The sequence below is a fragment of the Achromobacter sp. genome (genome assembly GCF_049647645.1).
In the GTDB taxonomy this organism is placed as follows: domain Bacteria; phylum Pseudomonadota; class Gammaproteobacteria; order Burkholderiales; family Burkholderiaceae_B; genus Achromobacter.
Map to the genome: position 1 here is coordinate 157,123 of NZ_JBARYB010000209.1, position 19,595 is coordinate 176,717.

General features: G+C 58.6%; 20 protein-coding genes. 10 read left to right on the forward strand and 10 right to left on the reverse strand.

All coding sequences use genetic code 11. The features are described 5' to 3' along the window. Positions 1 to 343 precede the first annotated feature (343 nt). From WBB14_RS24165 to WBB14_RS24200, 8 genes are all read left to right on the forward strand, one after another. The gene (locus WBB14_RS24165) at positions 344 to 1,471 is read left to right on the forward strand and encodes an efflux RND transporter periplasmic adaptor subunit (RefSeq protein WP_081397439.1); all 1,128 of its coding nucleotides are present in this window, start codon (positions 344 to 346) and stop codon (positions 1,469 to 1,471) included. Further along, the gene (locus WBB14_RS24170; RefSeq protein WP_127185741.1) at positions 1,471 to 4,554 is read left to right on the forward strand and encodes an efflux RND transporter permease subunit; all 3,084 of its coding nucleotides are present in this window, start codon (positions 1,471 to 1,473) and stop codon (positions 4,552 to 4,554) included. Before WBB14_RS24165 ends, WBB14_RS24170 begins: the two co-directional genes overlap by 1 nt. Then, positions 4,547 to 4,849 (forward strand): DUF3240 family protein, encoded by a 303-nt coding sequence (locus WBB14_RS24175; RefSeq protein WP_076469030.1) that lies wholly within the window; start codon positions 4,547 to 4,549, stop codon positions 4,847 to 4,849. Before WBB14_RS24170 ends, WBB14_RS24175 begins: the two co-directional genes overlap by 8 nt. Next, a complete protein-coding gene (locus WBB14_RS24180) occupies positions 4,846 to 6,087 on the forward strand; it encodes a TolC family protein (protein WP_127185742.1) in 1,242 nt (413 codons plus the stop codon). Before WBB14_RS24175 ends, WBB14_RS24180 begins: the two co-directional genes overlap by 4 nt. 59 nt (positions 6,088 to 6,146) lie before the next feature. Beyond that, positions 6,147 to 7,304 carry a glycosyltransferase gene (locus tag WBB14_RS24185; protein WP_280026966.1) on the forward strand — a complete coding sequence of 386 codons (1,158 nt, stop codon included), beginning with the start codon at positions 6,147 to 6,149 and terminating at the stop codon, positions 7,302 to 7,304. A gap of 141 nt (positions 7,305 to 7,445) precedes the next feature. Next, complete coding sequence (locus tag WBB14_RS24190; protein WP_076469031.1) at positions 7,446 to 7,775, forward strand: hypothetical protein; 330 nt, start codon at positions 7,446 to 7,448, stop codon at positions 7,773 to 7,775. Positions 7,776 to 7,873: 98 nt separating this feature from the next. Further along, on the forward strand, positions 7,874 to 8,566 hold the full coding sequence (locus tag WBB14_RS24195; protein ID WP_127185743.1) for a heavy metal response regulator transcription factor: 693 nt from the start codon (positions 7,874 to 7,876) through the stop codon (positions 8,564 to 8,566). Further along, positions 8,563 to 9,930: a heavy metal sensor histidine kinase gene (locus tag WBB14_RS24200; protein ID WP_280026967.1), complete on the forward strand. Its 1,368-nt coding sequence runs from the start codon at positions 8,563 to 8,565 to the stop codon at positions 9,928 to 9,930. Before WBB14_RS24195 ends, WBB14_RS24200 begins: the two co-directional genes overlap by 4 nt. A gap of 361 nt (positions 9,931 to 10,291) precedes the next feature. Here WBB14_RS24200 and WBB14_RS24205 read toward each other — a convergent pair whose 3' ends face one another. The 5 genes from WBB14_RS24205 to WBB14_RS24225 all read right to left on the reverse strand — a co-directional run bounded on the left by WBB14_RS24205 (position 10,292) and on the right by WBB14_RS24225 (position 13,613). Beyond that, complete coding sequence (locus WBB14_RS24205) at positions 10,292 to 10,579, reverse strand: metal-sensing transcriptional repressor (protein WP_127185746.1); 288 nt, start codon at positions 10,577 to 10,579, stop codon at positions 10,292 to 10,294. A 91-nt stretch (positions 10,580 to 10,670) separates the two neighbouring features. Beyond that, positions 10,671 to 11,351, reverse strand: coding sequence for a class I SAM-dependent methyltransferase (locus WBB14_RS24210; protein ID WP_076469037.1), 681 nt, complete (start codon positions 11,349 to 11,351; stop codon positions 10,671 to 10,673). 167 nt (positions 11,352 to 11,518) lie between these two features. After that, entirely contained in the window at positions 11,519 to 12,310 is a 792-nt protein-coding gene (locus WBB14_RS24215; protein WP_127185747.1) for a hypothetical protein, read from the reverse strand. A gap of 19 nt (positions 12,311 to 12,329) precedes the next feature. After that, complete coding sequence (locus tag WBB14_RS24220; protein ID WP_081397462.1) at positions 12,330 to 13,067, reverse strand: HupE/UreJ family protein; 738 nt, start codon at positions 13,065 to 13,067, stop codon at positions 12,330 to 12,332. 45 nt (positions 13,068 to 13,112) lie between these two features. Next, positions 13,113 to 13,613: a hypothetical protein gene (locus WBB14_RS24225; protein WP_127185748.1), complete on the reverse strand. Its 501-nt coding sequence runs from the start codon at positions 13,611 to 13,613 to the stop codon at positions 13,113 to 13,115. A 117-nt stretch (positions 13,614 to 13,730) separates the two neighbouring features. Between WBB14_RS24225 and WBB14_RS24230 the strand changes: the two genes are divergently transcribed. Then, positions 13,731 to 14,162: an ATP-binding cassette domain-containing protein gene (locus WBB14_RS24230; protein WP_127185749.1), complete on the forward strand. Its 432-nt coding sequence runs from the start codon at positions 13,731 to 13,733 to the stop codon at positions 14,160 to 14,162. 719 nt (positions 14,163 to 14,881) lie between these two features. Here WBB14_RS24230 and WBB14_RS24235 read toward each other — a convergent pair. Then, a complete protein-coding gene (locus WBB14_RS24235; protein WP_280026968.1) occupies positions 14,882 to 15,064 on the reverse strand; it encodes a hypothetical protein in 183 nt (60 codons plus the stop codon). 309 nt (positions 15,065 to 15,373) lie between these two features. On the opposite strand from WBB14_RS24235, the gene WBB14_RS24240 reads away from it, so the two are divergent. Beyond that, positions 15,374 to 15,616: a hypothetical protein gene (locus tag WBB14_RS24240; RefSeq protein WP_105557926.1), complete on the forward strand. Its 243-nt coding sequence runs from the start codon at positions 15,374 to 15,376 to the stop codon at positions 15,614 to 15,616. A gap of 138 nt (positions 15,617 to 15,754) precedes the next feature. Here WBB14_RS24240 and WBB14_RS24245 read toward each other — a convergent pair whose 3' ends face one another. The 4 genes from WBB14_RS24245 to pgi form a co-directional block, all read right to left on the reverse strand. After that, positions 15,755 to 16,471, reverse strand: a complete 717-nt coding sequence (locus WBB14_RS24245) for a Crp/Fnr family transcriptional regulator (RefSeq protein WP_280026969.1) — start codon at positions 16,469 to 16,471, stop codon at positions 15,755 to 15,757. Between the two features lie 20 nt (positions 16,472 to 16,491). Next, positions 16,492 to 17,220, reverse strand: a complete 729-nt coding sequence (locus WBB14_RS24250) for a Crp/Fnr family transcriptional regulator (RefSeq protein ID WP_105557973.1) — start codon at positions 17,218 to 17,220, stop codon at positions 16,492 to 16,494. Between the two features lie 291 nt (positions 17,221 to 17,511). Beyond that, positions 17,512 to 17,922 (reverse strand): hypothetical protein, encoded by a 411-nt coding sequence (locus tag WBB14_RS24255; protein ID WP_424242028.1) that lies wholly within the window; start codon positions 17,920 to 17,922, stop codon positions 17,512 to 17,514. Further along, positions 17,919 to 19,580 carry a glucose-6-phosphate isomerase gene (gene pgi, locus WBB14_RS24260; protein ID WP_424242029.1) on the reverse strand — a complete coding sequence of 554 codons (1,662 nt, stop codon included), beginning with the start codon at positions 19,578 to 19,580 and terminating at the stop codon, positions 17,919 to 17,921. The genes WBB14_RS24255 and pgi overlap by 4 nt, the downstream gene beginning before the upstream one ends. Positions 19,581 to 19,595: the final 15 nt, after the last annotated feature.

The window sequence follows — 19,595 nt, forward strand, 5'->3', positions numbered from 1 at the left end:
AGAGACTCTTGTGGTCTCGGACGCCGAGCGTCATGCCGGCGACGAGGCGGCGCCGGGTCAGCTTACCGACACGCAGCATCAGCTTCTACATGAAGCGTCTCACCATCCCTTTGGCCTTGTGCCAGCAGTTGCACAAACGCTTCTTCTACCCCACCTAACGGCGCACCCTTCTCTGGCACGACCCCAGGTGCCAAGCTTGGCCATTGCGCCGCCGCTGCGTCCTCCTCGCAGCGCACTCCCCCTCTGATTTTCATGCCCGCAAAGGGCTGATTGTTCAATTCGCTCGCGGCGACAAGAAGCCGCGCGAGCGTTGCTGCGCCTGTCTGGCGCCTTAGAGAGTCTCATGAAAAACCTATCGGCCACGGCGCGCTGCCGCGCTCGCTTGTGCCTTGTCGGCTGCCTGTTCGTGTATTCGGCCGCATTCGCGGCAGATCGACCGGCCGCTTTTGTTGTCGCGGACGACCAGATTGCCGCACTCGGGATCACGTTATTGCCGTTGTCCTCGGCTTCACCGCAGGTTAAGACGGCTTATCCCGCTAAAGTCGTGATGCCGCCGAATGCCGACCGGGTCATCAGTTCGCCAGTTTCAGGTCTGCTTACACAGATCCTCGCCCTGCCCGGCCAAGCGGTAGACGAAGGAACGCCGCTCCTCACCGTCGCGAGCAGCGAATACGGCCAACTGCAGCTCGACATGATCCAGAACCAGGCCAAGACGTCGCTCGCGCGCCAGAATTTCCAGCGCGAACGTAGCCTGTATGCCGAGGGCATCATTCCGCAACGACGGGTGCAGGAAGCTAACGCCGCCCTTCGTGAGGCAGAGGCGGCTCTGCTTCAAGCTCAGGCTGCATTGCGCTTGACTGGCATGACAGTGTCCGAGATACAAAGCCTTGAGAAATCGGCCGCGCCCCAATCCACGTTGACGGTCCGCGCCGGCCACAAGGGCGTAGTCAACGCGATCACCGCGCGTCCGGGCCAACGGATCGACACGACATCGCCCCTTGCAGAAATCTCCAGCACCGAAACCCTTTGGCTGCAGATTCAAGTACCAGCGACGGAGCTCGTGTCGTGGACGGAAGGTTCACAAGTGACCGTCCAAGGGCGTGAAGTAACGGCCCGCCTTATCAGCAGCGCAGCAATCGTAGACGCCGGGTCGCAGACCGTTACCGTGCGCGCTGAAGTGGAAAAATCGGCCACGCCCCTACGCCCTGGCGAGATCCTGAGCGCGGAGCTTGCATCGAGCGAAGGACCGAAAGGATGGAGTATTCCACTTGCTGGCATCGCGCATGACGGAAAGAACGCCTATGTCTTTGTTCGAAGCAAGGACGGCTTTGAAGCTCGCCCAGTCCAATTGCTGGCCAGCGCGGGGAACGTTACGCGAGTGTCCGGTGCCCTGAAGGATGGCGATCAGATAGCGACAGCAGGCGTCGTCGCCTTGAAGGGCGCTTGGTTGAAGAACGGGGAGAAGGAGTGATGCTCCAACGCCTAGTTCAGTTTTCGCTCTCGCAGCGGCTCTTTATCCTGATCTTGGTCGCGATCCTCTCCGGAGCCGGTTGGTATGCGTACCGAGGGCTGCCTATCGACGCCTTTCCTGACGTATCGAGTACTCAGGTAAAGGTGATCATGAAAGCCGCGGGCATGACACCAGAGGAGGTCGAAAACCGCATCGCAGTACCCATTGAAGTGGAGATGCTTGGCATACCAAACACGCGCATCCTGCGGTCGGTGACCAAGTACGGGTTGGTTGACGTGACGATCGATTTCGAGGACGGCACCGATATTTATTGGGCGCGGCAGCAGGTCAGTGAGCGGCTTGGAGGGATTCTAGAGAATCTTCCGCCGGGCATCGAAGGTGGCATGGCCCCAATCACAACCCCCTTAGGTGAAATGTTCATGTTCACCGTCGAGGGCGACTCCCTAACGCTCGCAGAGCGACGGAGCTTATTGGATTGGGTGATCCGTCCTGCACTTCGCTCAGTGCCTGGTGTAGCGGACATCAACGCACTCGGTGGCGTAGTACGCGCTTTCGAAATCGTGCCGGACGCCCTGCGCATGGCCGCGGCTGGTGTCACAACTGAGCAGTTACGCGACGCCGTCTCCGCCAACAACCGCAACGACGGCGCCGGACGCCTGGGCGAAGGCGGCGAGGTACTGCTAGTTCGAAGCGAAGGAAATGTTCGAGATTTAGACGACCTCCGTGCAATTGTCGTGCCTTCGGAAAACGGCAAATCCTTGCGTCTGGGAGATCTCGCCGAAGTCAAAGTGGGAACCGTCACACGATACGGCGTGGTCACGCAAGACGGAAAGGGTGAGGCCGTGCAGGGTCTGGTTTTAGGACTTGCCGGCGCCAATGCGCAACGTGTAGTCGAAGGCGTCCAGGCAAAACTGGCAGAGCTTCAGCCGACCCTCCCTGCTGGAGTGACGATCAAGCCATTCTATGACCGCGCACTGCTAGTCGATCGAGCGGTGGGAGCCGTCTCGAAAGCGTTGCTCGAAGCCACCGCGCTGGTGATCGTGCTGCTTGGCGCGTTTCTTGGGAACCTGCGCGCCGCGCTTACCGTCGCCTTGGTATTGCCGCTGGCAGCATTAAGCACCTTCATCCTCATGCGTTTTTTCGGCATGTCCGCCAACTTAATGAGCTTGGGGGGCCTGGCGATCGCCATCGGCATGTTGGTAGATGCCGCAGTCGTGGTAGTTGAGAACATCGTCCAACGCATCGCCAGTGACCCCACTGCAGGAAAGGTCCCGCGACTCCATACGATCTATCGAGCGGTGAGAGAGGTTTCCGTTCCGGTGACCGCCGGCATTCTCATCATCATCACGGTGTTTCTCCCGTTACTGACGCTACAAGGCCTCGAAGGAAAGTTCTTCGTACCTGTCGCGATCTCCATCGTATTTGCACTCGCAGGATCGCTGGTTCTGTCGCTCACCGTAATTCCCGTTCTGTCCTCCTACCTGTTGAAAGAGGTCAGCCATCACGAGCCTTGGCTACCCCGCAAACTGCTTAGCTTGTATGAGCCCACTCTTGAGTGGGTAATGAAGCGACAGAAACTCGTTGCCGGTTGCGCAATCGCAATGTTGCTCGGCGCCGCAGTCATCTACACCCAGGTCGGCAAGACGTTTATGCCGACGATGGATGAAGGTGACCTGATTGTCGGTATCGAGAAGCTTCCCTCCATCAGCCTTGAAGAAAGCGCCCAGCTGGATATGCGCATTCATCAAGCCCTGATGGGCTCGATACCTGAAATCAGGGGCATCGTGGCTCGTGCGGGGTCCGACGAGATTGGGCTTGATCCCATGGGTTTGAACCAGACCGACACGTACCTTCTTCTCAAGCCGCGGGAGGAGTGGCGTATGGGCAGCAAGGAAGCGCTCATGGATGAAATTCGCAAGGTCTTGGACCCCATGCCCGGCATCGAATACAGCTTCACGCAGCCGATCGAAATGCGCGTATCCGAAATGATCATCGGCGTTCGCGGAGACCTCGCCGTCAAGATCTATGGGCCCGACCTGGATGAGCTCAACCGCTACGCTCAAGAAGTCGAGTCGGTACTGAAAACGGTTCCCGGGAACCAAGACGTTTACACGGTTCAAAACGACGGCGTGCAGTATCTGCAGGTGAAGGTAGATCGGGTGCAAGCCGGTCAGTTTGGACTATCGGTCGAGGCGATTCAGGACGCGCTTCGCGCTCAGATAGAAGGCCAACGTGCGGGCGAAGCGATCGAAGGCAACCGTCGAACTCCAATCGTCGTCCGCGGTCCAGAAAGCACCCGAATGTCCCCCGCCGAGTTTGCGGCCATGCGCCTAACCACGCCAGATGGCAGAACGGTGCCTTTGTCGACGCTCGCCAAATTGGAACGCGAAGCCGGGCCAGTCAAGATTGATCGCGAAATGGGTAGCCGATATAGCGTCGTGATCGCCAACGTCGGCGGCCGCGACCTGGTCGGATTCGTTGAAGAGGCCAAGGCGCTGGTGGCCAGCAAAGTTGCGTTGCCGACCGGCTATCGGATTTCCTGGGGCGGGCAGTTTGAAAATCAGCAGCGCGCGGCGGCTCGACTCACGGTTGTTGTTCCCGTAGCCCTGGGCATGATCTTCATTCTGCTGTTCTCAACGTTCAGGTCCGTGCGGCAGTCATTGCTCATCTTGAGCAACATACCGTTCGCTCTCGTAGGCGGCATCGTAGCGCTCTGGCTTACCGGCGAATACCTGTCGGTGCCCGCGTCTGTGGGTTTCATTGCGCTTCTTGGGATCACCGTACTCAACGGCGTCGTTCTCGTCAGCTACTTCAACCAGTTGAGGCTGGAAGGTCTTTCTTTGCGGGAAGTGGTAGTACAGGGAGCCAAACGACGTCTGCGGCCAGTTCTGATGACGGCCTCGATCACCGCCTTCGGGCTCATTCCCCTGTTGTTTGCGACTGGCCCTGGATCTGAGATTCAGCGCCCTCTGGCCATCGTCGTCATCGGCGGCTTGATTACCGCCACAGCGCTCACCCTCTTACTCCTTCCGATTCTCTACCTGCGCTTCGCATTCAGCAAGCGAGGAGACGCCAATGTTTGAAACTTGCCTCACCATTCTCTGCACGCCTTCAGTCGAAGAAGGCATACAGGATCTTCTTCTCGTGATGGAGCCGTCGCCCGTATTCATCCGCCAAACAGCGGCCGCGCATGGAGTCGCTTTTGGCGCGCTGAGCCAGGCGGAACAGGTCTTGGGACGCGCGGCGGCCGTAGAGATCCGGGTGTTGTGCGACCACCAGCAGGCGGACGAGATTGAAGAACGGCTTAGCGCCACATTCGGAAAATCGGGATTGCTCATGTGGCGCACCGCGGTTGCTCAGTCCGGAGGGCAGAAATGATAAAGCCTTATATTTTTGCCGCTGTACTCGTCGCAACGATGCCTGCGCAAGCGAAATCGCCAGCGCAACCAGACGTCAAAATGCCGGACACTATGCAGGTCCGCGAGCTGCTTAACAAGGATCCGGCAGTAGCCGCGGCGATCGCGAATTTACGTGTTGCCCGCAGCGCGGCCGGAATTCTTGAGGATTCTCCCTATGAGTGGACACCATCCGTTAGCGCGCAGCGCCGCAATGTGAACACCGGAGAACACTACAACGAATGGAACATCGGTGTGGACAGAGGGATTCGTCTTCCCGGGAAAGCGAACGCGGATCGGGAGCTCGCCGGCGGCGTGCTCAGCGAGGCTCGAGCCAAGTACCGAGCACAAATACACAACTCCGCCACTGAGCTGATGAGGCTCTGGGTCGACTGGCTGCACGCTGAAGCGGCAAATCGCCTTGCCCAGACCAACTATGAGACCGTGCAAAAAAGTGTGCAGGCTGTCGAAAGGCGTGTGAAGGCCGGCGACGCCTCTCGACTGGACTTGGGATTGGCGCAAGCCGAGCTGGCAGATCAAAACCGACAACGTAGCCAGGCCGCCATGCTTGGCGATATTGCGTGGTCCCGCCTGTCCATGCGCTTTCCAGGCATTGAGCGCAAACCGACCGAACTGCCCCTACCTGAAAAATTGCCGCAAGATGATGTCGAGCTTCGGACTCGAATCATCGACGCAAGCGAGGATCTTCAGATTGTCCAGACTCAATTGGCCCAATCCCAAGCGGCTGCGGCCCGAGCGCGAGCCGAACGCGTTCCCGATCCAACCGTAGGTCTATATACCGCCTCCGAACGCGGCGGCGCCGAACGTTATTGGGGTGTGCGCGTCAGCATACCTATCCCCGGAGGCGCGCGGATAAAGCGTGCCGATCAAGCGGCGGCCAGCGCGGATGTTTCGTATCAAGGACTTGAACTCAAGCGTCGCCAACTCGACGTCGAAGCATCAAGCGACATCGCTGCGGCCCGCGGGACTTTGTTGACCGCCGAAGTCGCTCGCCAGAACGCGGAAATGCTATTGAAGAATGCCGCGTTGATGCAGCGCGCATACAGCCTCGGCGAGGTCGACCTGCAGAGCCTGCTGATCGCGAAACGTCAGGACACCGGAGCGACTGCCAGCGCATTGGCGGCCCAAGCCGAGGCGTTGAAAGCGGCCTACAAGCTGAAGATAGATGCGCATCTGATCTGGGATCTCGACAAAGACTGAGCCTCCAAGCGCCGTCGCTTCCTAGAGGAGCGCGGCGAAGGACTCATTCCAGGAAAATCATGATGAAGATTCTCTATACAAACTTTCATGTCGGGCCCCACGTCAGCGGTCACGCCATTTACATCTCTCGCCTGGCGCAAAACCTGGTCGGGCACCACTCTATCAGTGTGGCCGCGCCACCAGGGTGCGCACTTTTACGACTTGCGGCGGATATTCCGGATGTCAGAACTTACCCCATAGATTTTTCATCTCGTCTATACCGGATGCCCGCTCCGGCAAGAAAATTGCGTGCCTTGCTCGAACGCGAGAATTTCGATGTGGTGCACGTTAACGGATCCGCTGATCACAAGCTTGTTATCTTGGCGTCTCTCTTTTTGAAGCAACGACCAAAGATAGTTTTTACGAAGCACAACGATCAGCCCATATCTGCGCTGAGCGCGCGCATCCGCACATGGTTAGGCACCGATCACGTGATTGCAGTATGCGATCACGTCCGCAGGAAGCTCGCAAAGACGGCATACGCGAACGCCGGCATATCCACGGTATTCAACGGCGTCGATACGACAACCTTTCGCCCCTCTAGCGCGGAGGAGAAAAGCGGCATGAGAGCGCGCTACTTCGGCAAAGAGCTAGCCGGCCGCATCGTGCTGGGAAGTAATGCAGGGACGGGCGAGTACAAGAGCTGGATGGACATGGTCCGCGCTGTTGCCCGCCTGCCTCTGGCAGTGCGAGAGGGCTTCCATGTAGCGGTCGCAGGGGGCCCTATATCCAGCGCTGACCTCGCGGAAATACGAGGGCTGGGCATGGAAGGTCGTTTCAGCTATGTGGGGATACTGGACGACGTCAGGCCGTTCATTTCGGCGATCGATGTGGGCTTTGTTCTATCGCACCGGGTGGAGACTATCTCTTTCGCATGTCGTGAAATGATGGCCTGCGGAAAGCCCGTCATCGTCACTGAGTACGCCGGCCTACCAGAGAACATTACCCGCGGCATCGACGGCTGGGTGGTCCCACCACGGTCCCCGGATTCAATCGCAACCTTGCTTGCCCAGATCGCAGACCGGGCATTCAACCTCTTTGACATGGGCGTCGCAGCGCGAAGAAAGGCTGAAGCCAAATTCGATCAGGTGGACTTTATCCACGGCACCCAACGTGTCTATGTGGAACTGGTTTTTCCCGCCCCAAGAAGGCACGAACTGAGCGGCGCGGGTGGATAGTGAAATTCGACTATGGACAGCGATGCTTGCGCAAATGTAATGTCGCCGCCAGCAAATTGCCGGGGTCAACTTCTTAAAGTAGTCATAGCCCGAAAGCACCCGAGGGCGACCATACGCAACCCTGACCTAGAAGGACACCCCATGAAAATCCGCCACGTCGCAGCGCTATTGATCCTTGGTGCCACCACCACATTTGTTCAGGCGGCTCCCTGGCACATAGAGAATACGGAAATTGGCTATGTCACTCACACTGGCGAGTCGGCGCCAGGAAAGTCGGCAGATGAGGTACATCAAGAACTGCTGGCGGCGAAATCCGACAAGCGAGAGTGGTACTTTAAGAATCTGAACATCGCGAAACCCGCATGGACGCAAAAGTCAACGAAGACCCGCGCACAAGTTATTCAGGAAATGGAAGACATGTCACCGGAAGAAAAGGCCTGGCTCAAAGAGGTCTACACCCCCGGATCGTGATGTAGCTGGGCATTGTGGGCCCGCCGAGATCCCGGTCTAAGCGCCACATGCCTTAGTGTGCGGGCAACTGCGAGCCTACCCGCATAGGAGCGCTGAATATGAAGATACTAGTCGTCGAGAACGAGACAAAACTGGCTGACTACTTGCGCCGTGCATTGCAGGAAAACGGCCACGTAGTCGAATGTTCGTACGATGGCATCAATGGGCTCCACCTGGCCTTGGAATTGGAGTTCGATGTCATCCTTCTCGACTGGATGCTTCCAGGCATCGACGGCATTGAGCTACTGCGCTGCCTGAGGCAGCGCAAGCAAACGCCGGTATTGATTCTAACGGCGCGCGCTGACGTCGAAGACAGGGTGGCGGGACTGCACGAAGGCGCGGATGACTATCTTTCCAAGCCGTTTTCGCTATCCGAGCTTTTAGCCCGAGTGTTTGCGCTTGGTCGCCGGGCTTCCGGACAAGCTTCCCCCGCCCCACTTTCCAGCCGACTGGAGGTTGCAGATTTGAATCTCGACCTTCTTTCAAGAAAAGCCATGCGGGCCGGACGCCGTCTTGATCTCACCTCAAAAGAGTTCGCCTTACTGGCGCTATTGATGCGACGCCAGGGGGAGGTACTTTCAAGAATGACGTTAGCCGAGCAAGTTTGGGACATCAATTTCAAAAGCAACACGAATGTAGTAGAGGTCGCTATGCGACGCTTGCGCGCCAAGGTTGACGACCCTTTTCCAGAAAAGTTGCTGCACACAATGCGGGGTATGGGCTACATCTGCGAACACAGGAAAGGATGGTGAGCGCCGCGCCCAGCGCACCGCGCTCTTTAAGCGGACAGTTGTCTACGTGGCTGGCCTTGCAAACGTTCGTGGTCCTCAGCGTTGTCGGCATCGCGGTTTACACCATAGCAAACTGGAATTTGGCTTCGCGACAAGACGCGTTGCTGGAGCAAAAAGGTCAAGTTGTTCATCATCTTGTTAGCGAGCACGAAGCGAGCGGGAAAGACTATCAGGATTTGCAGCACAGCTTGACGGACCTTTTTTCTAAAAGCTCCGACTTCTTCCTCACGTTGAAGGTGGGAGATACCAAACTAAATTTCGGCAATCCCGTAGTAGCCCGTGAAAGCAATGCTCGCCAAGAAAGGACGTTGGACTTTCAGCTCCCAACTCTTCAGGGTTCCGGCGACGGCATTTCAGCGAGCCTTTCCATGGACGTGTCGTCTGACGCCAAGCTACGGACCGCCTTGGCATGGGCATTGTTGGTCTGTGCCCTCGGCGGAGCAGCAGTTGTTTCGGCTTGCACCGCGTTTGCCATCAACCGCAGCTTGGTTCCGCTAGAGGCGCTTGGGAGACAAGCGGAGGACATGGATGCCGATTCGTTGGGACAGCGCTTGAGCGGTGAAGGCCAGGCATTGGAGCTGCAGCCACTGATCGAACAATTCAATTCGCTGCTGCAACGGCTTGAAATTGCATACCTACAGCTAGAGTCGTTCAATATGGACGTCGCGCACGAACTGCGCACTCCCCTGGCAACGCTGGTGGGCAATCTGGAACTTTCGCTGACCCAGCAGTTGGACGTACTCGCCTTCCGGGAGGTGGTCGCATCCAGTTTAGAAGATGCGCAGCATATGGCGGAGGTCGTGAACGACATGCTCTTTCTCTCACGCGCAGACCGGGGCGTCCAAGCCCGGCGTTCGCAGGTGGAGAGCGTCGCACGCGCTCTGGAAGAAGTGGTGGCATATCACGAGGCGGAGGCCGCCGAAAGCGAAGTAATAGTACAGGTGACAGGCGAAGCACAAGCAGCGGTCGACAGGAAGCTTCTGCAGAGAGCGGTCTCTAATTTGCTCTCGAATGCACTGCGTTATGCGAATCGCGGCTCGACAGTCGAAGTGAATATCTGCGATAGCCCCTGCCTCACCGTGCGGGTCGTGAACGAAGGAGAGTCGATTCCGGCCGCAGATCTCCCTATGCTATTTCACCGTTTCTACCGCGCCGATAGTTCTCGCAGAGATCAACAACAACACCACGGTCTGGGGCTTGCAATCGTCGCTGCGATTGCCCGAATGCACGGCGGGCGTAGTTTCGCCAGCTGCCAAGGAAACTTGGTCTCCATCGGATTCGCGCTTCCGGGCGATTCAACCATAAGCATCCGAAATGCCATATAGGGCCCTCCTTCCTCGAGAACCAAAATTGCCAATGGACTTGAAAATATGACGCGAACTCTCTTCTTGTGCGCGTGCGCAGCGGTCTTGTCCGCGTGCACGAGCGCCCAAACTGGAACGTCGGGCCTAAGCCGAATAGAGGTGCGGGCTGATGTAGCGATGTGGCAGCGCTCAGGCATGGACCGCTTCTACCGCGGCCGGGGGCCAATCGATGTCTTCAGCCCGGCGTATCGCCGTAGCTATGCGGAGTACCAGCGCCTGAAAAGTGGCCCGGAGTATCAGGCTGAAGTAGAAAGACTACGGGCGGAAGCCGCCTCGAAAGTCACAGACTAAGTCACGGAAGCGGCGACATGGGGCTGTAGGCCTACAGGTACTTCGTGATTTCCTTGAATTCGTCGATCGTACGCTGACTCTCCGCACTGACCGTCCCAATCGCACTCTCAAGACAGTGATCGATGTGATCCTGTATCAGCACCTTTTTTGCCTGAGAAATCGCCTTCTCCACAGCATGCAGCTGCTGGGCCAGTTCTAAACAGGACCTACCATCTTCCATCATCTGCAAAATGCTGCGCAGATGGCCGTCGGCTCGCTTTAACCGCTTGGAGACCGCATCTTGATGATGGTGTGGCTGTAGGGGGCTTGCTTTGCTCATGATGGAAGCATCATACACAGAAACATGCTGGAGCATTTGGTGCCAGCGCTCCCTCCCCAGATAAGCGCGACACGCCTGGACTCTCACTCTTTTACAGACGAGCGCCTTCGGGACAGCCGGCAGCGAGGCCGCCTCGTGTCACATAGGTTCGCTTGGCTATTCGGTAAACGGACGCTGGGGGGAGATTACGAGCCACAAAGCTGACCAGACTGAAAGATAGTTCGAATTTGTCGAGAACCGATTGCGAGACGGGGCAACGAAATCCATAGGTGAACAAATACAAAGCACCCTGAGGCACCATGACATCAAAGACCGTCCGAAGAACTCGCTCGTGCTCTAGACCGCTCATGTTCAGCAATGGCAAGCCGCAGACCGTGGTCGAAACTTCTTTGAGCTCGGGATACTGGACCGGACATAAATCCTGAGCAAGCACTTGAAGTACGGTAGCGGCAGGGAACTGGACCTTCAGCCCTTGGCTCAAGGTAGCGTCCCGCTCTACCAAGATGAGCCTTGCCGGCGAGACACCTTTCCGCAGGATCTCTCGGGTGAACACGCCTGTGCCGCATCCAAGCTCCAGGACTCTCCCGGGCCCCGGCTGCACCGACGCTGTTATCGCAGCGGCAAGCGCAGCGCTTGAAGGCAGTACGGCGCCCATTGATAGAGGATTAGAGACCAATGCGGAGAGGAATTCCTTCGTTTCTGTCAACCAGGTAGCTAATGGGTTCCTAGACTGCGCGGAGATTGGGCGCGCCTGAGAGCGGCGAGAGTTCATGAATGGGATTTCCGATTGATTGTGGCCCCTGCCACAACCGGAGAACAAAATGGTGCGGCGCTTTCGGGCAGATATACGGCCACGGCCGGCCTAGGCGGGCAGAGGCGAATGGCGGCGAAGTGGCGGACGGGAAACGGCAAATTTCCCGCCCGCCGGTAGACTGCCAGTTAAAGAACGCGTCGAATTTCCGCGTAGTCCCCATTGGTCTTTAGAGTGACGGTCAATGTGGCGCCGTTCCGATTGCGCCAGAACCAGCCATGGTTTCCGTCGAAAGCAGCTTCCAGTACACCGTCATCAGCGTCCACGCCCCGCCCCTTTTCGTAGCTGATGGACTTTCCTTTGGTGTCTCCGTGCGTATCGAAGTTGACCGATCCGCCTTTCGATGCCCAGCTGAATTTGGCCTGTGCGCCTTCCTTCATGACGAGCTTGATTTCCGCGCCCTGTCCGGGCGCGAGCTGGAAGGACACTTCGTCAGATCGTCCCGCCATTTTTTTGGAGGCAGCGGCTCCCGATGATGCGGTTACAGCTGGCGGCGTAGTCGATACGGGCTGCGTGTTCGCCGGCACAGTTGGGGCAGGCTTCACAGGCGTTGCTGGCGCGTCTGAAGCCCCCGGAGCAGCAAGACCTGCTGCCGTTGCATTCGGGATGGCACCACGAACGAGCAGAGTCTCTATGCGCTCGAGCCGATTCAAAACAGCCTTTTGATCGGCTCCGCCGGAAGCGCTTGCGCCATCGCTGGCCGCGTCAGCGGCGGCTTCCGCAGCCAACTGAGTCTTGATCTGGCCCATTTCTGTCAGACCCAACAGGCGCCCGATGCGAGTGGGATCTATACCGTATTCAGACGGAAGCACGATGGTGACCAACAGGAATGCGGCGCTGACGGCAGCAATAAACGTGGACCGTTTTAGTTGCGCGGACGTTGGCAGTTCTTCGCGCGTGGGCTTATCGGTGTTGTACATGTCAGGGAATCCTTGAATTTCAGGCCACAAACAGGCCGGTAAGTTGGTAGCCAATCAGGACGAATCCAGCACACATCATCACGACGTTGGCAGAGTACGCGTGGCGGAAGAAGCTGTCGGTCCGACGCCAGTAGCCCATGACGATGAGAATCGCGGACAGGGCGAGCAATTGGCCGATTTCGACACCGACGTTAAACGCAAGCAGGTTTGGCACCAGCCCGTCTGGCGAGATGTTGTATTCGATGATCTTTGACGACAGCCCGAAGCCATGGAAGAAGCCAAATATCAATGTGGCTGCCTTCGTATTGGGCTGGAAGCCCAACCATCGTTGAAAGGCTCCCATGTTGTCGAGCGCCTTGTACACGACGGATAGCCCAATGATCGCGTCAATGACGTAGCTGTTGATGCCCACGTTGAAGTACACGCCCAACAACATCGTCGTGGAGTGTCCAAGGGCAAACAGACTGACGTAAAGGCCAATGTGCTTGAGCCGATACAGGAAGAAGATGACGCCAAGCAGGAAGAGGATATGGTCATAGCCCGTGACCATGTGCTTGGCACCCAGGTAGATGAACGACATCAGGTGAACGCCTGAAATCTCCTGGATGTACCCCTTATCTCCTTCTGCCACGGCGTGGCCAAACGCGGCTCCGCTTAGAAGGGAAAGGGCGAAAAAAAGCAGTAGGGATGAGACGAGCAGGTGGCCGCGTGTTGCGCGCGCAAGCGTCTGCCCGTATCGATGAGCGATAGCGGTCATGCGAGTATCCATTAGTCGATGAGTTTGGCCGCTGATGCGGCACGATTACAGGGCGACTACGGGTCTCGGTGGACGGTCTAGCAAAAATGGGGTGTGCGAAAGCGGCAAGCCAACCCGGCGGGTCTGCCATGATCGCTGGCGATAGGTGAGCGGCGCTGATGAAGAAGCAACCAAACCCGTTGCGTCGTGCGAATGATCGGCCTGGTTGTGGCCGTGCGAGTGCTTTGCATCCGGGTTTCCCGCTTGTGAAGCGGTCAATGTCGGGTCGTCATGTTCGTGCACGTGACCATGCAGTCCGCCTTCGACGCCCCAGCCCGACTGGCCAGCAACCGCAGCGAATAGTTGATCCGGTGCGCTGGTGGTCGGGAGTACGAACACAATCATCGCGATGAACGCGATGACGTGTCGGATAAGGCGTAGATGAAACGGCAAAAGTGTCAATGACGCGATGGTCGAGCTGTAGTGGTCCAGACTAGGCGCGCCCGCGCGGGGCGTTGCACCAACCGCCGAATTATATCCTCCCCCACAGGATTTGACGAACTGCAAGGGATGTCTGCTCCGCGGCGCGAAAGGGATCACATATGCGAACATAAAACATGTTATATCATTGCAAATATTTGGTGCCTGTCACCTAGCTATGACCACAGAACCGGCGAACATTTGATGGCCCGCATCTGCCTTGATTTCCTTGACCTGACACTAGGTTATAGCGGCAAGCCTGTCGTCGATCACGTCAATGGAACCTTACAAACCGGGTCTCTGACTGCGATGGTTGGCCCAAACGGGGCAGGAAAGTCGACCCTCCTGAAAGGTATCGCAGGCATTCTCCGCCCCATCTACGGCAAATGCACAACCCGCGAAGCCACCCGGATCACATACTTACCGCAAGAAGCCGAGCTTGATCGCTCATTCCCAGCACGTGTAATCGTTCCGGTGTCGCTCGGCCTATGGCCGCGCTGCGGTTTTGTAGGTGGTACGTTGTACTCAGGCACCCTCACCGACGCCTCAGGCCCCGCAGCCAGCTACATCGACATGATGCGACACAACGTTGCCACTATCCAGGCAGCGGCCCTCGGGACGAACGCGCGCCCATGACTAGCGCACGCGGTAGCCGCGCAAGCGGGCAGCCCCTCCAGGACATTAATGAGGTCTAGACCCTGCGGTTCGGTGCGACCGGCATCTTTGGGATACCGGTCGGTACATGTGGCCTGCCTATCTGGATAGGACAGGGTGGGAGCTGCGCTCCTTACGGAACTAAACGTTCTTCGGCTGATCTATTCAGCCTTCAGTAAGAACTGATCGACCAACATTAGGATGCATCGCCATGTTAGGAATCGGAATTGCTTTGGCAATATTGGTCGGCGTATGCTTTTACGCTGCGCTTAGCTCGCGCAGAGCCGGATGTGACCGTCGCGACTCGTTGGTAATGGCGGGAATTGGGGGGCCTCTCCGCTGGAGGGAGCCTCCATTTCCTCATATGAGGTCGTTCTCCGGTAGCCGTTAAAAGCCCACACTTAGGTTCGGAAGAACTTTACGTTTTCTGAACCTCACTAATTCACAGCGCACAAAAGCGGATCCCGCGAATGGTGCCTACCACCGCAGCGTCGATCTCATGCCCGATGATCGCAGAGCGCGGATGTGGCTGCGGACCAGCTCCCCGTCTGAGGTGCTAACTCCTTCGCATGCTAGGGGCCCGCCCGCCCTGCGAATACGACATGTCCGGCTAGTGGCCGCTTCGGGTCGAAAGCAGTCGGTCAACAAGGACGGCTGCCGGCCAGGAGCCGTCGGTCGGCATTTGCCCGAGCCCGGCCGCTTCAGCCGGCGAACATCAGGCTTCCGCCTACTCGCCGCATCGTCGCGCCAGGCCGGACGTCCAGAATAACCATTTCCTTGTCCAGCGCGGTCTCTTCCAATGCGTGCTGTTCGCCCATCGGCCCGATTCTGTTCGGGTTCAGGCGAAGAAATGTCAGCACCGCCAATGTAGACAGGCATTCCATGGCAACAATCCACACAAACCTGGCTATGAAACTCGTCGCCGTAAGCGCTAGCGGGATCACCCATCTCATCGAGCAGCATTACAGGTTTCATCCTTGTAAGCATGAAACGCCTGATGGGACCAGTAGTACTGGCGATTGAATGCCGTCTGGGCGAACCGGGACGCTTTGGCGAAGGCCCGCTTCGCATAGGATCCGCGGGGTCCTCAACCCACACTACTCGGGCTACCTGGCCCGGCGCAGGGTGACTATTCCTTATCGGTGTACAGAGTGCTAACGTGAGCATTCGCGGGGGCCACTCCGGAGACACTCATGAAGAAAAATCCGGACACCAACATAGGCCGCGCCGTCGGTTTCGACATCGGAGTATTGGACGGAACACTTAACGCAATCATCATGCGCCTCCAGCACACCCCCTTGACAGTCGACGCACCGGCGGCGGCGCCGAACATCTTCGTTTTCGTTCTCGACAGGGACCAAGCGGCGGATCTGAGCCGACAACTGCTAGACGCGCTGGGATGGTTCAAGACGCACTCAAGCGAGCCGGCCCACTGAGACGGCCACGAAGCGCCAAACTCTCCGGTTCGAGCGTGGCGAGGGGTTCCCCCAAGGCGCAACTCACGGATGTCGCGCTTCCGTTTTGGATGGCAGTCGGCCAACCAGATCAATGAACCAATTTTGTCCCTCCGGATCTTAATGGGGCCACCTCGTGAGTTGGCCATAGCTGAACTGGTCTGCGGCGTAGCAATCGCACGCCGCCTGCTCCAAGCCTCGCCTGTTCAAGATCTCGATATTTCCGCGGCGATACGCGATCAGCTTGCGATGCTGCAGGGCCGAGGCAGCCACCGTCACGCCGACCCTCCGCACACCTAGCATATAGGCCAGATATTCATGAGTGAGGTGAAAGCTGCCTGAGTGCGCGCGGTCTTGCGTCATCAGCAACCAGCGCGCAAGCCTGCCCTCGAGCACATGAGCATGCATGCAGGCCGCGGCCTGGGCGAGTTGCTGCAGGATGACTACGGTATATCGGCTGATCAGGCCGCGCAGCGCGGCGCTGGCGTCCAGTTCCCGTCGGAACAAATCCGCTTTCATGCGCAACGCGGACCCTGCTCCCTGCACGACTGCGCGGAGTTGCGAGGTATCGGCGCCCAATGGAACGTCGACGCTCCACATCCCTTCATTGCCGACCAGCCCCACTTCCAGCGAAGCGCCGCGCGTCTGCGGCAGGATCAGGGAGATATAGCCCCCACAGGGGAAGTAGACGTCGTTGATGCGGTCGCCCGGCTGAAGCAGACATTGCCCGAAGACCAGGTCGACGGACTCGAAGCGATCCAGCAAACGAGGCCGTTCTCGGTTGGGCAAGGCGTCGAGCAGGCGGTTGGGAACATCGGCCATCGGGAGGTGCGGCAAGTTGTGCTCCAGGGTCCATCTCAGGCGCGGATCGCGCTACCAGTCACATTCAGCAGCCGTTGATATTCCTGCCGGACCACCATATAGCATTCGCAGACGCGAGCCTCCAGCCCCTTGCGGTCCAACACGGTGATGTGGCCGCGCCGATACCGGATCAGGCCATCCTCCTGCAGGTGGCCGGCGGCCTCGGTGACCCCTTCCCGGCGCACGCCCAGCATGTTGGCGATGAGTTCCTGCGTCATGACCAGTTCGTCTGATTGCAGACGGTCCAGGCTGAGCAGGAGCCAGCGGCAAAGCTGCTGGTCCAGCGAATGATGACGATTGCACACCGCGGTCTGGGCCATTTGCGTCAATAGCGCCTGCGTATATCGAAGCAGCAGATGCTGCATGGCTCCGCCCCGGTCGAACTCGTCTTTCAGCGCCTGCCCCTTCAACTGATAGCCCACCCCCGCGCTTTGCACGATTGCGCGGCTGGGGGTGGTTTCGCCGCCCATAAACAAGGAAATGCCGACGATGCCTTCGTTGCCGACCACAGCGATTTCGGTCGAGGCGCCATCTTCCATAACGCACAGCAGGGAAACGATGCAGTCGACCGGAAAGCAGACATGCCGCATTCGACCGCCCGGTTCGTACAGCGCCTTTCCCAACGGCAGGGAGACCCGCTCCAGCAGAGGAAACACTCGCTTCATCTCCTGCGGAGGCAGCGCCGCCAATAGATGATTTTGGGTGGGATCGTGAGAATCAGGCATGATGAGTCCCTCCAACAAGCCCGGTTGCAACGGCCCGATCCAGGGCCGTTATCCGAAAATCCTCCGGCACACTTTGCCCACTCGGCAGGGGCAATCCCCACGCGTTATGTACGGTGGCGAACGGAGTCCTGCCCAGAGTACCGCACTATTGGTCATGGGCCCCGCTAAGCGGATGCTATTTGATCTGCATGCACCGCAGTGAGTGAAAGCGCGACGAACACTGCGCATACTTTTTGAGTTGTCGCATGGATGATGGGTCTTTCCCCATTGCGCAAACTTGACCCGAACGCGTCAGGACTCTTCTCTGTGCCACGCCAGCACCGGCCACAGAACCTGCGATCCGGCGCCACCAAACACGAACGGGCGCAGCACGCCGACATAGCCAACGATGCTTCCGCCCTCGCCTTCCCACTTGCTTACCTCTCGTGAGACTTGGCCCGAGTCCCCGATGGGTGCGCCGGGATGTGGCTGTGCGCTGCCCGCCAAGGCGCCGACCGCTCTGGAGCCGTAGGTCGCGAATGGAACGAAGCCCAGCGAGTCGATTGCCGAAATGCCGGAGCGCGGGACCTGGGCAGGCGTGTAGCGGGTATAGCCTTTCTTGATGAGCGATGACATATCGATGATCCTGTCGCGAAGAGCTGTGTTGACCTGGCGCGGGAGCGCCAGTGTGACCGTGCAACGGTAGGGGAAGGCCAGGATCACGTCCGTTCGGTGGCGCACATAGCCGCGGCGGTCTTGTCGTCCAGGTATTTCTGCATCATTGTTCGCGTGGAACTGTCGGGACCGGGCGCGCTTGCCTGCCCGGCCGCAAGCGCTTGCGCAATATGCACGGCGAGCGTCTTGCCCAGTTCCACGCCCCATTGGTCAAAGGAATCGATGTCCCAGATCACACCCTGGGTGTAGGCGCTGTGCTCATAGAGCGCAACAAGCGCTCCAAGCGTGCGAGGCGTCAGCCTTGCGGCCAGCAACGTGTTGCTGGGACGGTTACCCTGGACCCGCCGGTGCCCTTCCTGAACCTGCGCATCCGCGGGCCCATCGCTTTCGCCCAGTGGACGGCCGAAGGCCAGTGCCTGGGCTTGGGCGAACATGTTTGCCAACAGTTCCTCGTGGCCATGCGCCGATGGCGGCAGCGGCGAAAGAAACCCGATAAAGTCGCAAGGCACGATCTGCGAGCCCTGGTGCAGCAACTGATGGAACGAATGCTGGCCGTTCGTTCCGCAAGCGCCCCAGTAAATCGGGCTGGTGTGGCAGGCCATCGGAGCCCCGTCCTGTGTGACGGACTTGCCATTGCTTTCCATCATCAATTGTTGGACATACGAGGGAAAGCACCTCAAATAATGCTCATAAGGCAGAACGGCGACGGATCGCGAACCCAGGAGATTGTTGTTCCACACCGCCATCAATGCGTGCAGGACGGGAAGATTACATTCCAGCGGTGCGGAAAGAAAATGCGCATCCATGTCATGGAAGCCGGCCAGCATCTCGCGAAAGGCGGCAGGTCCGATGGCAGCCATCAAGGCCAGTCCCATTGCGGAACACAATGAATAGCGGCCGTTGACCCAGTCCCAGACGTCGAAGACATGCTCCGGCGCGAAGCCGGCCTGGATAGCGGCCTCGCGATTTCCCGTCACGGCCACGAAATGCGCCTGTACCGCGCTTTCGTCCTGGATGTCGTCCTGGCACCAGGCGCGCGCGGCGGCCGCGTTGCGGCGGGTTTCGAGCGTCTGGAAGGTTTTAGAGCAGACAATGAACAGCGTTTCGCGCGGGTCCAGGTCGCGCGTAGCATGAAAGAAGTCCGCGCCGTCCAAGTTGGACACGAAGCGGAACTGCATGTCTGGTCGTCCGTAGTGCTGCAGCGCAGCACAGGCCATGCTCACGCCGACCGCAGAGCCGCCTATGCCCAGGTTGACGACATTTTTGATCCTTTTGCCGGTTCCGCCCCGCCAGGCTCCGCTGCGCACCCTGCCGGCGAAGCGTTCCATGCGGCGTAGCACCCGCTGGACATCAGGCACCACGTCCCTGCCATCCACTTGCACGCGGCCATCGGCGGGCATGCGCAATGCGACATGCAACGCAGCGCGGCCTTCACTGACATTGACCGGATCGCCATTGAACATGGCGTCTATCCTCGCCGGCAGACGAGTCGCGCGGGCCAGGCGCAGCAACAGATCGAGAGTTCTGGTGGTGATCCTGTTCTTGGAATAGTCGAGATACCAGCCCGCGGCCTCCACGCTCAAGCGCGGCCCGCGCTCCGGATCAAGCTGGAACAGGTTCAGCACGTGCTGCGGCCGCACTTCGCCCGCGTGCGCTAGCAGCGTCTGCCAGGCGTGGGTGCGCGACACATCGCCCGGGCCGCCCATTCCTTGTCTGTCCAT

Excerpts from the sequence above, each read along its gene's own strand:
- WBB14_RS24205 (WP_127185746.1), bottom strand. The coding sequence starts at position 10,579 with ATGAGCAAAGCAAGCCCCCTACAGCCACACCATCATCAAGATGCGGTC.
- WBB14_RS24240 (WP_105557926.1), top strand. The coding sequence starts at position 15,374 with ATGAAGAAAAATCCGGACACCAACATAGGCCGCGCCGTCGGTTTCGAC.
- WBB14_RS24250 (WP_105557973.1), bottom strand. The coding sequence starts at position 17,220 with ATGCCTGATTCTCACGATCCCACCCAAAATCATCTATTGGCGGCGCTG.
- WBB14_RS24190 (WP_076469031.1), top strand. The coding sequence starts at position 7,446 with ATGAAAATCCGCCACGTCGCAGCGCTATTGATCCTTGGTGCCACCACC.
- WBB14_RS24170 (WP_127185741.1), top strand. The coding sequence starts at position 1,471 with ATGCTCCAACGCCTAGTTCAGTTTTCGCTCTCGCAGCGGCTCTTTATC.
- WBB14_RS24180 (WP_127185742.1), top strand. The coding sequence starts at position 4,846 with ATGATAAAGCCTTATATTTTTGCCGCTGTACTCGTCGCAACGATGCCT.
- WBB14_RS24220 (WP_081397462.1), bottom strand. The coding sequence starts at position 13,067 with ATGACCGCTATCGCTCATCGATACGGGCAGACGCTTGCGCGCGCAACA.
- WBB14_RS24175 (WP_076469030.1), top strand. The coding sequence starts at position 4,547 with ATGTTTGAAACTTGCCTCACCATTCTCTGCACGCCTTCAGTCGAAGAA.
- WBB14_RS24230 (WP_127185749.1), top strand. The coding sequence starts at position 13,731 with ATGGCCCGCATCTGCCTTGATTTCCTTGACCTGACACTAGGTTATAGC.
- pgi (WP_424242029.1), bottom strand. The coding sequence starts at position 19,580 with ATGGGCGGCCCGGGCGATGTGTCGCGCACCCACGCCTGGCAGACGCTG.
- WBB14_RS24235 (WP_280026968.1), bottom strand. The coding sequence starts at position 15,064 with ATGGAATGCCTGTCTACATTGGCGGTGCTGACATTTCTTCGCCTGAAC.
- WBB14_RS24195 (WP_127185743.1), top strand. The coding sequence starts at position 7,874 with ATGAAGATACTAGTCGTCGAGAACGAGACAAAACTGGCTGACTACTTG.
- WBB14_RS24210 (WP_076469037.1), bottom strand. The coding sequence starts at position 11,351 with ATGAACTCTCGCCGCTCTCAGGCGCGCCCAATCTCCGCGCAGTCTAGG.
- WBB14_RS24165 (WP_081397439.1), top strand. The coding sequence starts at position 344 with ATGAAAAACCTATCGGCCACGGCGCGCTGCCGCGCTCGCTTGTGCCTT.
- WBB14_RS24215 (WP_127185747.1), bottom strand. The coding sequence starts at position 12,310 with ATGTACAACACCGATAAGCCCACGCGCGAAGAACTGCCAACGTCCGCG.
- WBB14_RS24185 (WP_280026966.1), top strand. The coding sequence starts at position 6,147 with ATGATGAAGATTCTCTATACAAACTTTCATGTCGGGCCCCACGTCAGC.